This is a genomic window from Streptococcus sanguinis, assembly GCF_050225395.1.
In the GTDB taxonomy this organism is placed as follows: domain Bacteria; phylum Bacillota; class Bacilli; order Lactobacillales; family Streptococcaceae; genus Streptococcus.
On record NZ_CP071431.1, the window covers coordinates 1,259,811 to 1,272,442 of the forward strand.

At 41.5% G+C, this 12,632-nt stretch carries 11 protein-coding genes; all 11 read right to left on the reverse strand.

From position 1 onward, the window contains the following. Positions 1 to 33: 33 nt before the first annotated feature. Complete coding sequence (msrB, locus tag J1C81_RS06340; protein WP_002915276.1) at positions 34 to 1,143, reverse strand: peptide-methionine (R)-S-oxide reductase MsrB; 1,110 nt, start codon at positions 1,141 to 1,143, stop codon at positions 34 to 36. A 15-nt stretch (positions 1,144 to 1,158) separates the two neighbouring features. Then, positions 1,159 to 1,722 (reverse strand): redoxin domain-containing protein, encoded by a 564-nt coding sequence (locus tag J1C81_RS06345; protein WP_002915277.1) that lies wholly within the window; start codon positions 1,720 to 1,722, stop codon positions 1,159 to 1,161. 70 nt (positions 1,723 to 1,792) lie between these two features. Then, positions 1,793 to 2,098: a hypothetical protein gene (locus J1C81_RS06350; protein ID WP_002915278.1), complete on the reverse strand. Its 306-nt coding sequence runs from the start codon at positions 2,096 to 2,098 to the stop codon at positions 1,793 to 1,795. Between the two features lie 27 nt (positions 2,099 to 2,125). Then, on the reverse strand, positions 2,126 to 2,836 hold the full coding sequence (gene ccdA2, locus J1C81_RS06355) for a thiol-disulfide oxidoreductase-associated membrane protein CcdA2 (RefSeq protein ID WP_002915279.1): 711 nt from the start codon (positions 2,834 to 2,836) through the stop codon (positions 2,126 to 2,128). Between the two features lie 142 nt (positions 2,837 to 2,978). Then, the gene (locus tag J1C81_RS06360) at positions 2,979 to 4,013 is read right to left on the reverse strand and encodes a HAMP domain-containing sensor histidine kinase (protein ID WP_002915280.1); all 1,035 of its coding nucleotides are present in this window, start codon (positions 4,011 to 4,013) and stop codon (positions 2,979 to 2,981) included. Next, positions 4,010 to 4,708 (reverse strand): response regulator transcription factor, encoded by a 699-nt coding sequence (locus tag J1C81_RS06365; protein WP_032909722.1) that lies wholly within the window; start codon positions 4,706 to 4,708, stop codon positions 4,010 to 4,012. The genes J1C81_RS06360 and J1C81_RS06365 overlap by 4 nt, the downstream gene beginning before the upstream one ends. 83 nt (positions 4,709 to 4,791) lie before the next feature. Further along, positions 4,792 to 6,420, reverse strand: coding sequence for a YSIRK signal domain/LPXTG anchor domain surface protein (locus J1C81_RS06370; RefSeq protein ID WP_002915283.1), 1,629 nt, complete (start codon positions 6,418 to 6,420; stop codon positions 4,792 to 4,794). A 220-nt stretch (positions 6,421 to 6,640) separates the two neighbouring features. Then, on the reverse strand, positions 6,641 to 7,969 hold the full coding sequence (brnQ, locus tag J1C81_RS06375) for a branched-chain amino acid transport system II carrier protein (RefSeq protein ID WP_002915284.1): 1,329 nt from the start codon (positions 7,967 to 7,969) through the stop codon (positions 6,641 to 6,643). Positions 7,970 to 8,369: 400 nt separating this feature from the next. Next, positions 8,370 to 8,924, reverse strand: coding sequence for a GNAT family N-acetyltransferase (locus J1C81_RS06380; protein WP_002915285.1), 555 nt, complete (start codon positions 8,922 to 8,924; stop codon positions 8,370 to 8,372). A 54-nt stretch (positions 8,925 to 8,978) separates the two neighbouring features. Beyond that, complete coding sequence (locus J1C81_RS06385) at positions 8,979 to 10,757, reverse strand: ABC transporter ATP-binding protein (protein ID WP_002915286.1); 1,779 nt, start codon at positions 10,755 to 10,757, stop codon at positions 8,979 to 8,981. A gap of 13 nt (positions 10,758 to 10,770) precedes the next feature. Beyond that, positions 10,771 to 12,507, reverse strand: coding sequence for an ABC transporter ATP-binding protein (locus J1C81_RS06390; protein ID WP_002915287.1), 1,737 nt, complete (start codon positions 12,505 to 12,507; stop codon positions 10,771 to 10,773). Positions 12,508 to 12,632 lie beyond the last annotated feature (125 nt).

A 12,632-nucleotide genomic window follows, 5' to 3' on the forward strand; every position in this document is an offset into this window, starting at 1 on the left:
ATTTATTATAGCAAATTTTCAATCAAAATGCTCTTAAACATAATCCAAAAGATAACCGTAGCCCTTCTCCTCCATCTCAGCTTTTGGAATGAACTTGATTGACAGACTATTGATACAATAGCGCAAGCCGCCCTTGTCCTTAGGACCATCAGTGAAAACATGACCCAGATGTGAATTTCCAACCCGACTACGAACTTCCGTTCGAGTCATATTGAAACTCTTGTCTTCCTTGTAAGTCGCAACATCAGGACTGATTGGACGGGTGAAGCTGGGCCAACCGCAGCCTGAGTCAAACTTATCCTTTGATGAAAAGAGAGGCTCTCCCGTCACCACATCCACATAGATACCAGCATCGAACTTATCCCAATAGCGGTTAGAAAAAGCCCGCTCTGTGTCATTCTTTTGTGTGACTGCGTATTCTTTTGGAGAAAGCTTAGCCTTAATCTCTTCATCGCTAGGCTTAGGATAGCGACTAGCTTCGATAACTGGGTAAGCAGCTTGATTGACATCAATATGGCAATATCCATTAGGATTCTTTTTTAGGTAATCCTGATGATAATCTTCTGCCTTGATAAAGTTTTTCAAAGGTTCTTTTTCAACAGCCAAAGGCTTATCATATTTCTTAGCAATCTCATCAAAGACTTGATTAATAGTATCAAGATCAGCTTCGTCCTTATAATAAACACCTGTTCGATACTGGGTGCCTTGATCATTTCCCTGCTTGTTTTTAGAAGTTGGATCAATGATGCGGAAATAGTGAAGCAGAATTTCTTTTAGCGAAATTTTCTTGGCATTGTAAGTGATGTGAACAGTCTCAGCGTGACCAGTTTGAGAGACCAATTCATACTTGGTTGTATCACCTTTACCATTGGCATAACCTGACACTGCATCAATTACACCAGGCACGCGAGAAAAGTATTCTTCTACTCCCCAGAAACAGCCACCGGCAAGATAAATCTCCCGCTTGTCCTCTTCCTTAACGTCTTCTTGCTTTTGTTGGGATACAGCCTCTGTCTTGCTCATAGAGGCTTTCTTGATCTGCTCAGGAGATGATTGCTTACCATTCCCCGCAATCACATAGACCAGTCCAAAGCAGACAAGCAAGCCAAGCATAACCAGAAGAATTTTCCATTTTCCTTCCATGTTTATTGCTCCTTTCTACTTGATTTCCTTTAGTGTTTTCTCAATATCTTCCTTGCTCATGTAGCCAATATGTGTCTTGGCAAGTGAACCATCGCTGCCAACAAAAAGAGCAGATGGATAAGAGCGTATAACATACTCTTTCAGCAATTCTCCCTTGGTGTCCATGAGAACTGGGAAGTCTTTGTAATCCAAAGACTTGTACCATTCCTTGAAATCATCAGCAGACTTTTCTCCATTAAAAGTCGGAGACACCACCGACAGGACAACATAATCTTTTCCTGACTGCTCCTTAGCCAAATCATTGGTATCTCCAAGTGTGGATAGACAGATAGAACACCAAGAAGCCCAAAATTTTAGATAGACTTTCTTACCTTTGAAATCAGACAGCTTGTAGGTCTTGCCATCTACTCCTTGCAGACTAAAGTCCTTAGCCATTTTTGTAGCTTGGTTAGAATTTGACTTGCTAGTCATGGAACTTTTATCATTTTTAGAAACTTCCGAGTTCATCTTCTGATTTGAACAGGCTCCCAAAAAGCCGACACAAAGCAGACTGACAGTCAATATCGATAACTTCTTCATCGTTTTCTTTCCTTTCAAAATAAGGAGAAAGCCGACAAAACTGACGACTTTCTTTCCTATGGTGGAATTCTTATTTGTCAGATGACATTTCGGATGAATCTTTCATGTCATCCTTCATGCTTGAATCACTTGATTTCATATCATCTTTCATATCAGACTTATTGTCGGACATCATAGAAGAATCCTTCATATCATCCTTTTTCATTTTATCATCAGACATGCTGGAGTCTTTCATATCCTCCTTCTTCATATCGTCTTTCTTCATCATGCTACTGTCATCCATCTTCTTCATATCAGAATCTGATTTTTGATTAGAGCAGGCAGCTAGGACAAAGATACTAAGTGCAGCGATTGTAAGTGTAGTGATTTTTTTCATGATGTGTCTCCTTTAATTATATAATTTTTATCCAAATAATGATGCTAAAACGTTTAGATTTCCAAGCATTAGCAAAATTCCCATGAGAATAATGAGTGCACCGCCGATTTTCTTAAGCGTTCCCATATAAGGTTTGAGTTTCGCAAAGCGCTGTAATACCCAGCCAGAAGCCAAAGCCATGGCTAGAAAAGGAAGGGCTAATCCAAGTGTATAAACCAACATAAGCAAGCCTCCCTGAAGAGCGCCGTTGCCTCCTGAAGCTGCAATAGCTAAGACAGAACTCAGAACAGGTCCTACACAGGGCGTCCAACCAAAGCTAAAGGTAATACCCAAGAGAAAAGCGTTAAGAAAATCACTTCTTTTACTATTCTTTTTAAGTTGGATGCTCTTTTGCTTTTGCAGCTGCTGAATGTTAATAAGACCCATCTGGTGGATTCCCAGTAGAATGACAATCCCGCCCAGAACATAGCGAAACCAAGGGGCATAGAGGACTTGCCCCAAAGCACCAGCTCCGTAGCCCAAAACTAAGAATACAGTTGATAAGCCAGCTATAAAGCAGAGCGTCTTAGCTAGACCATACCAGGAAATGTCTTTTCCCATAAACCGAACCGTTTTCGGCTGATCCGAATCCAGCAAAATCCCCACATAGACTGGCATAAGCGGTAAAATACAGGGCGAGAAAAAAGATAGAATCCCCGCCAGAAAAACAGAAATAAAGAACAAAAAACTTGTTGCCATTTCAAAAACCTCTCTATCAATTTCTGACTCTAGTATAAAATAAAAATCCCCCTAAAAATAGGGAGATTGATTTGAAAAAACTTGAATTTGGTTTTATCTTTGCTAAATCAAGAGTTAAAAATGTTTATCACTTATTGTGGATTTATGTTAAGTTGAGAGTAAATGTAAAAGTGCTTCCTAGGCCACACTGGCTTTCGACCATTATTTCTCCACCCAGCTGATGAGCCAACTCACGAGCAATAGCAAGGCCCAGACCATGCCCACCTGTCTTCATATTACGAGAAGTTTCCACACGGTAAAGGCGTTTAAAAATCTTATCCAAATCCTCAGGAGCAATACCCCGTCCTTCATCCTTCACACTGATTGTCAAGATTTGATCAGTTAATTGAGCCTCTATCTCGATTTTAGTTCCAGGGTCGGAGTACTTAAAGGCATTATTTATCAAGTTGACCAAGATACGGGAAAGTTTATCGTAATGACTCTTAATTTTTGCTGACTCGGGAGACACTTGAATGTAGATGTCCCGCTCCTCCCGCTCAATCAATAGTTGAAATTCACTCATGACCTCAATCAATAGCTGGTCTAGAAAGACTATTTCAGCTTCTCCATCTGATTCTATTCGAGGCTGGGCATTAAGAGCCAAAACATCCAATTCTTCCACCAATTTATTCAAATGCTCTGTCTGACGGCTAATTGTGGTCAAGTAATGAATCTGCTCCTCTTCTTCGATCACTCCATCTAAAATCCCCTCCACAGTCGCCTGAATAGAGGTAATGGGAGTTTTAATATCGTGAGAAAGTTGGGCAATCATCATTCCTTTTTCTCGTTCACTTTCATCAAGCGACTCAAACGTTTCTTGCAAATTATACGACATATCGTTAAAAGCCTGACCCAACTCTTGAAATTCGATAGGGCCCTTGGCGTCAATCTCTGCACTAAAATCTTTGTCAGCAATATTCTGAGCCTGTTTTTTCAGATGCCGAAGGGAAGAAAATACTGGCGATAAAAGAAAGAGACTGACTGCCGCTCCTATAAAACTAGCAATCAATGTCATTCCAACTAGGAAATATATCTCGCTTTTTACAATCAACATTCGCTGGACTGCCCAGAAAACGAGTAAAATCGTTAGTAGGCTAGAAATTAGGTACCCTACTAGAATGTAACTTTTTAATTTCATTTTCCACCTCGTGATCTTTCCATTTTATACCCAAGACCCCAGACAGTTTTGATGGCAGGAGTGTTTGAACTGGCATACTTGGTCAATTCCTGTCTCAGAGCATGGATATGAACATTAAGTGTATTGGTATCATCCACGAAGTCTTCCTGCCACACCTTCTCATAAAGCTCCGTCTTTGAAAAAACTCTCTCAGGATTACTAGCTAAAATCCAAAGCAATTCAAAGGACTTCACTGTTAATTCCAAAAAAAACTCCCCGATACGAGCCTCATGAACCACATGATTCATCATCAAGTCACCGAGCTCAATTTGTTCGATCTCACCTCCACGATGAAGTCGGCGCAAAATATTATTGACTCTTAGAACTAGCTCGCGTGGACTAAAAGGTTTGGCTATAAAATCATCTGCTCCTAAGCTCAACCCGTAAATTTTGTCTTGCTCGCTGGTCTTAGCCGTTGTAAAAAGAAAAGGTTGATCAGGTACTATATACTGAACCTCACTGATAAAGTCATAGCCGTCCATATTTGGCATCATAATATCCGTGATGATCAGGTCAACAGATTTCTTTCTGAAAAGCTCTAATCCCTCCACGCCATCTCGAGCCACTAAAACTTGGTAGCCAGCCTGCACAAGATAGCGCTTTTTGATATCCAGAATATCCATCTCATCATCAACAAGTAAAATTGTCTTTCCCATTGCTAATCTCCTCATAAAAACAGTGTTATACTGGCTTTAGTATAACACTATTTTTAGTAATTTTTAAATGATTTGAACCTTACTTAATCTTTTTGTCTTTCTTTCAAACCTAGAAAGCCAAGAATTCCTGCCAAGGCTAGCCCAAAGAAACCAATTGTTGCTGTAGAAGTCTGGGCTTCACCAGTTTTTGGTAACGAAGGCTTATCATTTTTTTTCACCATATCTGCCATCGGATTAGAAGTGGGATGTTTCTCCTTCAGATCAGTTATACGGTGATCCACTTCTTTCATACCCTTAGCTGTTCTCATAGAATCTGTTGTAGAAGGTTTCACATTCATTTGTTCTTGTTGATATGGTTGTGCAGACATTTCTTTTCCATACAGCCGAATTATTACTTGGCGAGTTGCGATAAGATTAGTCAAATCTGGTTTACCATCTTTAGCGCCATAGACTTTGACAGTCGCTTGGTAAGCATGAGTGCCATTAATGCGAAGTTGGTCAAGAAGGGCTTGTCCGTCTTTACCTGTAGTATTGCCGTTCAAATCCACTTCGTAGAAGTATTGACCTTTCGCCAAGCCTTCAAGTGGCAAGAGGGCTGGATTGTTCGCTTTGCCATTGTCTGACCAAGGAGCTTTGTCAGAAGATTTGAGTAAGAGACGCGTCAACATGCCGTCTCCACCGAAAGCTTCATATGGAATAACTTGATTAACACCTGCCAAGAATGGACCAGGAACGTTTGCCTTTTCTAAATAGCTGGCTGGGACATCAATATGGTCTTTGATATTTTTAGTGACTGAGTCTTTGACTGATTCTTTTGAAACAAGGCCATTTAAACTAACAGTTACATTTTTTGTTGCTACAAGATTGGTCGAATCTGGTTTACCATCTTTGGCACCATAGACTTTGACAGTCGCTTGGTAAGCATGAGTGCCATTAATGCGAAGTTGGTCAAGAAGGGCTTGTCCGTCTTTACCTGTAGTATTGCCGTTCAAATCCACTTCGTAGAAGTATTGACCTTTCGCCAAGCCTTCAAGTGGCAAGAGAGCTGGATTGTTCGCTTTGCCATTGTCTGACCAAGGAGCCTTGTCAGAAGATTTGAGTAAGAGACGTGTCAACATGCCGTCTCCACCGAAAGCTTCATACGGAATAACTTGATTAACACCTGCCAAAAATGGACCAGGAACGTTCGCTTTTTCTAAGTAGCTGGCCGGAACATCTACCGAGTCCTTAGTATTTTCTTCAACTCCTTTTCTAACTTCATCTGGAGTCGTTACCGATTGAGAAGTGGTCGCTTCACGATCTTGGTTTGAAACTTCAACAAGAGTTGCCTCCGGTTTAGCTTCTTCTTTTTGATTGCTAACTTCTGCCATAGTCTGTTCTTTTTTTGGTTTTACCATTTCTTCCTTAGGAGCTAGGCTAGACTTATCTAGAGAAATAGTTTCATCAACCTCTTCCTTAGGAGCTGACTGATTTGCAGGTAGAGCAGAATCCATTTCTTCTTTTAAAGCTGTCTCTGGCAACTTATTATTTTCTAACAATGACGAATCTTCTTGAAGAACTTTAGTAGGAGTTGAAGTGAGATCATCTGCATGTACGGTATTTGGTTGACCAACTAGCAAAAAGAAACCACTGGCAACAACAACGGAAGCCACACCCACGCTTAAACGACGAATTGACCAGCGGGTATATTTTTGATTTGAATTGAATTTCATAAGATTCTCCTTTAGGTTTGTTTTTTTATGACTTTAGTATAATCTCCTAAGATTAAAAATGGTTAAGAAAAAGTTAAAATTTTTCTTAAATCTATCTTATAAAATGATTATATTGTCCTATTGCTCATAAAAAAACAGCTTGAATTCCTTCGCCATAAATTCCCTACTACAATTGACAATGAGTCAAAAAAATCCACCATATTGTGGCGGATGTTATCTATTAGTTCTCCATCTCAAAACGCTCACTCTTTAGCTTATTTGGCAAAAAGAGAGAAAGCAGGATTCCAACAAGAGCCGGCACCAACCAAGGCAGGGAAGCCCGAGCAAACGGAAGGGCATTTACCATATCACTTACCTTTGTAATATGGAACTGCTGCCCAAGAATACCCGCAAAGGAAATCAGAGTCACTGCTGCCACCGTCATTTGCATGCCGATTTTGGACAGTGGCAAGAATTTATTGACGATGACAATCAGTACGATAACAATGGTAATTGGATAGAGAATTTGCAAGACTGGAACAGAATATTGAATAATAGCATTAAGCCCAAGATTAGCAATCGCAAACCCAATCAAAGTAAAGACAGTTGCGTACACTTTATAAGATACCTTAGGGAAAGTTTTATGGAAGAATTCCCCAGTCGATACAATAAGTCCTGCAGTTGTTGTAAAGCATGTCACAGTAACCATAGCTGCAAGGAAAATCTGTGCTGTAGATCCAAAGATAGCCTGAGTTGCCTGCGATAGAACATAAACACCTGGATTGCCTTTGGCAATAATCTCAGCTGGAACTGGGAAATGATTGCCTAGAAAAGCCAAACCGATATACATGGCGCTAAAGCCCAACGCTACCATCAAACCAACAACCCAGATGGTTGAAACATACTCCTTTTTATTCTTGAAGCCTAGCTGATTTAGAGTCGTTACTGCAATAACGCTGAAAGCCACTGAAGCCAAGGCGTCCAAAGTATTATAACCTTCCAAGAAGCCCTGTCCAAAAGCTGACGCAGAATAAGCTTGCGAAGCCTGCTGAGGAACATTTGAGCCGTATTTCAAAGCCCCTAGGATGACTAAAATGATGATCAAAACTGCAAAGACAGGCGTCAGAATACGTCCAATCCGATCCAAAATCTTAGATGGATTCAAAGAAATCAGGTAAGCAGCCGCAAAGTAAAGTGTCGTGAAAACAATCAATCCGATACCGGTCATATTTTTAGACAGCATAGGAGCAATACCAACTTCATAGGCCACTGTCGCTGTCCGCGGAATAGCAAAAAAGGGCCCGATTGACAGATACAAGGCTACAAGATAGACAATAGCAAACCAAGGCGCAATCTTCTGAGAAATCTCGTGGATATAGCCCTTGGGATTGAGCGTTCCTATAATCAAAGTCAGCACAGCAAGCCCTACCCCAGACAGGACAAATCCTGCAATAGCTGGCCAAAAATGCTGACCAGATAATGTTCCAAGTGAAGGCGGGAAGATCAAGTTTCCAGCACCGAAAAACATTCCAAACAGGAGCAAACCTGTCAAGGCACCTTTTTTAATCACGAGAATCTCCTTTTTAATTTTTCATGCTTTATCATTATATACGTAAATAGCCCGCTCCGCAACACTTTTAACTTTTCACGGTAAGTTAGTTTAAAAAACGAAATAAATCGAAATATTTTTGAAGATTTTTAGCAAATCCCTGACTTATCCACAGATTTAAGGCTTATTTTAAAGTGATATAAATAAATTTGTTTTAAATCGTACATTTTGCTAACCTATCTCTATCTTTTTTGATGGTTTACTTTCTTTAAGCAGACATACTCTACTGTTGCTGAATGCGAGAAAAATACAATATTGTCCTTCCAGATCCAAAACAAAATAAAAGAGATTTTTCATAGTAAAAAGGTTGAGACATCCTATCTCAACCTTTTAAAAATGGCTATAAATCATTTAGCACTATTTACACATCGCTAAATCTTCGGTACTTAATTTCAAATTCAAAGAAGTTCTTCTCTTGCAGCATATGGAAAATATCTCGATAAGCCTCCTCATCAAAATGATGTCCCAAATACAAGATTTCAAAGCTTAACCCTTCATATTCCAGAAAGGCATTGGTCGTTCGAAAGCCGTTACGCTTATAGAAGTCCATACGTGCTTGTCGTTGCTCTAAATTGTCACATTCTTCATCGACACGTTCTACCTCTAGAACCATGGTCTTTTGATAAAACTCTGTCAGTTTATGAATAATTTCTCCCCCATAGCCATGGCTGCGAAGGTGCGGCATAATCGCAAAGAAGCTGACATAGAACATTTTTTCGTTATAAACTGCAAAAGCAAAACCTACAAATTCTTCCTCATTGTAGAAGGCGAAGAAATGAGACTGCTTATCGTTTGTATAACGAAGAAATTCGCTGATAGGAACCCTTTCCTCTACAGGAAAAGCTTCGCGATTTAAGGCCTCAACCTTATCCAAATCGGGAAATTCTGCTGTAATAATTTGACTGGTTAAAGACATTGCTACCTCACTTTGCTTATATTCTAGCAGTTATCAAATGATTTAGCAAACCTTTTAAACTTCTTCCTCTTTTTTAGAAAATTGACTCTGGTAAAGGTCATAATAGAATCCTTTATCTACCAAGAGACTCTCATGATTGCCTTGCTCGATAATCTGACCATCTTTGAGCACCAAAATCTTATCCGCTTCCTGAATGGTCGACAGTCGGTGAGCAATGACAAAACTAGTCCTGCCCTGCATGAGTGTCTTCATAGCCTTCTGGATCAAGAGCTCCAGCCGTGTATCGACAGACGAAGTCGCTTCATCCAAAATCAGAATCTTAGGATTGGCCAAAAGAGCCCTCGCAATCGTAAGCAACTGCTTCTGACCAAGCGAGATATTGCTTGATTCTTGGTTCATTTCCATGTTGTAGCCGCCTGGCAAGGTACGGATAAAATGGTCCACATTAGCTGCCTTGGCTGCCTCTACAATTTCTTCATCAGTGGCTTGCAGATTGCCAAAACGAAGGTTTTCCTTGATAGTCCCTTCGTAAAGCCAAGCATCCTGCAGCACCATACCGAACTGTTTACGGTAGTCCTGACGGGAAAGTTGGCGAATGTCATGTCCATCAACTGTAATCGCGCCTTTGGTCACATCGTAGAAACGCATAAGAAGATTAATCAGCGTGGTCTTACCAGCACCAGTCGGACCAACAATGGCGACCATTTCTCCAGGTTTGACTTCCAGATTGAAATTCCGAATGAGCGGCTTGTCTGCTACATACTGGAAGTCCACATCCTTGAAGCTAACCTGGCCTGTCAGATCTTGATCCAGCTTTTCTGTCTCATCATTGACTTCGTCTGCTTCGTCCAGCACTTGGAAAATTCTATCTAAAGAAGACTTGGCACTCTGCAACTGACCAGCCAGCTGAGTTAGATTTTGAATAGGTTGATTAATCTGCCAGACATATTGAACAAAAGCCTGCATATTCCCGACTGTCAGGCGCCCTGCGATAACCTGAAGACCGCCCAGCAGAGCCAGCAAGAGGTAGGTCAGATCTGAAATAACATTCAAAACAGGCATCATCAAACCAGAAATAAAGCTGGCCTTAAAACCTACTTTCTGCAGTTTTTGCGTAATTTGTCGAAAATCCTCCTGCGAACTTTCTTCTCTGACATAGAGCTTCAAGATATTAAAACCTGTCAGATTTTCCTGAACAAAGCCATTCATAGCCCCCAGTACATCTGCCTGCTGTTTAAAATAAGGCTGGGATTTCTTCACGATAAAGCGAGCACTAAGGTAGGTAATCGGAATCGAGATTACCACAATGATACCTAACTGCAGATTGAGAACCAATACCATGACGATGACTAAAATCAGAGTGAAGACTGCATTGATAACCTGCAGAAAGGACTGCTGCAAAGCGCTTGAAACAGCTTCGACATCGCTTGTAAAACGCCCTAGCAAATCACCAAACTGATGCTTGTCAAAGTAAGAAACGGGGATGCGATTAATCTTATGACTAAGTTCATCGCGCAAGTCACGAATGGTAGCCTGCACTGCATTGGTCATAAAGTAATTAGAATAGTAAGAACCGATTTCATAAATTATCGCCCGCACAAAATACAAGATCATGACCCAGCCGACATAAGACACATTAATTTGGGCGCCAGCCACCCCTTTAGCCATATCCAGCAAATTATTTGTCAGTTCAGTAATGGCTAGACCTAAGACAAAGGGCTCGACGACACTCATAACGACGCTGAGGATTTTGAGGAAGATCGCAAAGGCGACTGCAAATTTATAAACTTTTAGGTAGCTCCACAGGCGAGCAAAACTTGATGTGTTTTTCATGTCAGTCTCCTTTCTATTCCTCTGTCAAAGCTTGATTCTTCAGCTGAGAATCTGCAATTTCACGATAAATATCATTAGTTTCCATCAGCTCTTCGTGCTTGCCGCGTCCGACGATTTCGCCCTGATCCAAGACAATAATCTGGTCAGCGTCCATGATAGTTCCCACCCGCTGGGCTACAATCAGCACCGTTGCCCGACCTGTCACTTCTTTGAGACGACGACGCAGCACCGCATCCGTCTTGTAATCCAGAGCAGAAAAAGAGTCGTCAAAGATATAAATTTCCGGCTTTTTGACCACCGCGCGGGCGATAGAAAGCCGCTGCTTCTGTCCTCCGGATAGATTGCTACCTCCCTCGGCCAGATGAGTCTCAAAACGCTCTTCCCGACTCTCGATAAAGTCCTTTGCTTGAGCAACATCAGCCGCCTGACTCAGCTCTTCTTGGCTGGCTTCTTCCTTTCCGTAGCGTAGGTTTTCTGCGATGGTTCCGGTAAATAGCAGAGCCTTTTGCGGGATAAAGCCAATCTTCTGACGCAAAGCCTTTAGATTGTATTCACGGACGTCCACACCGTCCACTAAAATCTTACCTAGTGTTACATCGTAAAAGCGCGGAATCAGCTGCACCAGTGTAGACTTACCAGAACCAGTTGAACCGATAAAGGCAATAGTCTCACCCGGCTTAGCCTTGAAGGAAATATTATGCAGCACAGGACTCTCCGTCTCACCCGGATAAGCGAAGGTTACATTGTCGAACTCCAGATACCCCTGCGTATCTGTCTCGGTTATACCATCTTCATTAGGATTGATAGAAATAGGCATGTCCATAACCTCCTTGAGCCGCTGACTCGATACCGCCGTCCGTGGATACATGGTAAAGAGATTGGCCAAGAAGAGGAAGGACAGCAGCGCGTGGAAGCTGTATTCGATAAAGGCAACGAGATTTCCGATTTCAAGACTGCCGTCCCGCAAAGGGTCTAGGGCAAACCAGACAATGGCCACAATCATCGCAATAATAATCTGCACAAAGAGTGGCTCTGTCAGACCAGTCAGCTTAAAGAGCTTATTGGAGTTTTGCGCATAGACCTCATTTTCGTCAGCAAAACGCTTCTCTTGAAATTCCTCTCTTGCAAAAGCTCGTATAACACGCAGACCAGTCAGATTTTCCCTCACATACTGGTTAATCTTATCAAGGGTCTTCTGCTGCTTTTCAGACAAGGGCTTGGTTTTAACCGCCACATAAATGACAACGACAGCCAAGAAAGGCACTGAAACAGCTACAATCCAGGCTAGAGATGGGCTGGTCAGAAAAATCATGAGAATACTGGACAGCATCATCATGGGAGTAATGACACCCATTTTCAGGGTTTGCTCTGCAAACTGCATGAGTACAAAAGCATCCGAGGTCAAGCGCGTGACCAAAGAGGACACACCGATTTGCTCATACTCATGATGAGAATACTCTTGCAGCTTGGCATAGAGATCATTGCGCATGTCCTGCACCATGGTCGTCGTTAGCTTCCCAGCCGCATAAGCCAGAACGATTCGCCCCAGCACTCCTAAGATAATAACGCCAAACATGACCCAAGCCCAGAAAAAGAGCCGATCTGTCTGCTTAGGATTGATTCCCTCATCAATCATCCGAGCCAGCACCGTTGGCAACCCTAGATTGACAATCACAAAAAAGATTGCCGCTACAAAATCCAAGACCAGCCACTTAGGATATCTCTTCAAATAAGACCAAATGTATAACATAATTCCTCCTTCACCATCTATTCAAAAATAACTCACTCTAAAGCACCCAAGTGCTTTCTAAACACAGAAAAGAGCGCGCAAATGCACGCCTTAATATGAATATTATAACAAAAATATGAAGGAGG

Bases quoted from the DNA above. Each gene is read 5' to 3' on its own strand.
- msrB (WP_002915276.1), bottom strand. From the start codon at position 1,143: ATGGAAGGAAAATGGAAAATTCTTCTGGTTATGCTTGGCTTGCTTGTC.
- J1C81_RS06345 (WP_002915277.1), bottom strand. From the start codon at position 1,722: ATGAAGAAGTTATCGATATTGACTGTCAGTCTGCTTTGTGTCGGCTTT.
- J1C81_RS06350 (WP_002915278.1), bottom strand. From the start codon at position 2,098: ATGAAAAAAATCACTACACTTACAATCGCTGCACTTAGTATCTTTGTC.
- ccdA2 (WP_002915279.1), bottom strand. From the start codon at position 2,836: ATGGCAACAAGTTTTTTGTTCTTTATTTCTGTTTTTCTGGCGGGGATT.
- J1C81_RS06360 (WP_002915280.1), bottom strand. From the start codon at position 4,013: ATGAAATTAAAAAGTTACATTCTAGTAGGGTACCTAATTTCTAGCCTA.
- J1C81_RS06365 (WP_032909722.1), bottom strand. From the start codon at position 4,708: ATGGGAAAGACAATTTTACTTGTTGATGATGAGATGGATATTCTGGAT.
- J1C81_RS06370 (WP_002915283.1), bottom strand. From the start codon at position 6,420: ATGAAATTCAATTCAAATCAAAAATATACCCGCTGGTCAATTCGTCGT.
- J1C81_RS06380 (WP_002915285.1), bottom strand. From the start codon at position 8,924: ATGTCTTTAACCAGTCAAATTATTACAGCAGAATTTCCCGATTTGGAT.
- J1C81_RS06385 (WP_002915286.1), bottom strand. From the start codon at position 10,757: ATGAAAAACACATCAAGTTTTGCTCGCCTGTGGAGCTACCTAAAAGTT.
- J1C81_RS06390 (WP_002915287.1), bottom strand. From the start codon at position 12,507: ATGTTATACATTTGGTCTTATTTGAAGAGATATCCTAAGTGGCTGGTC.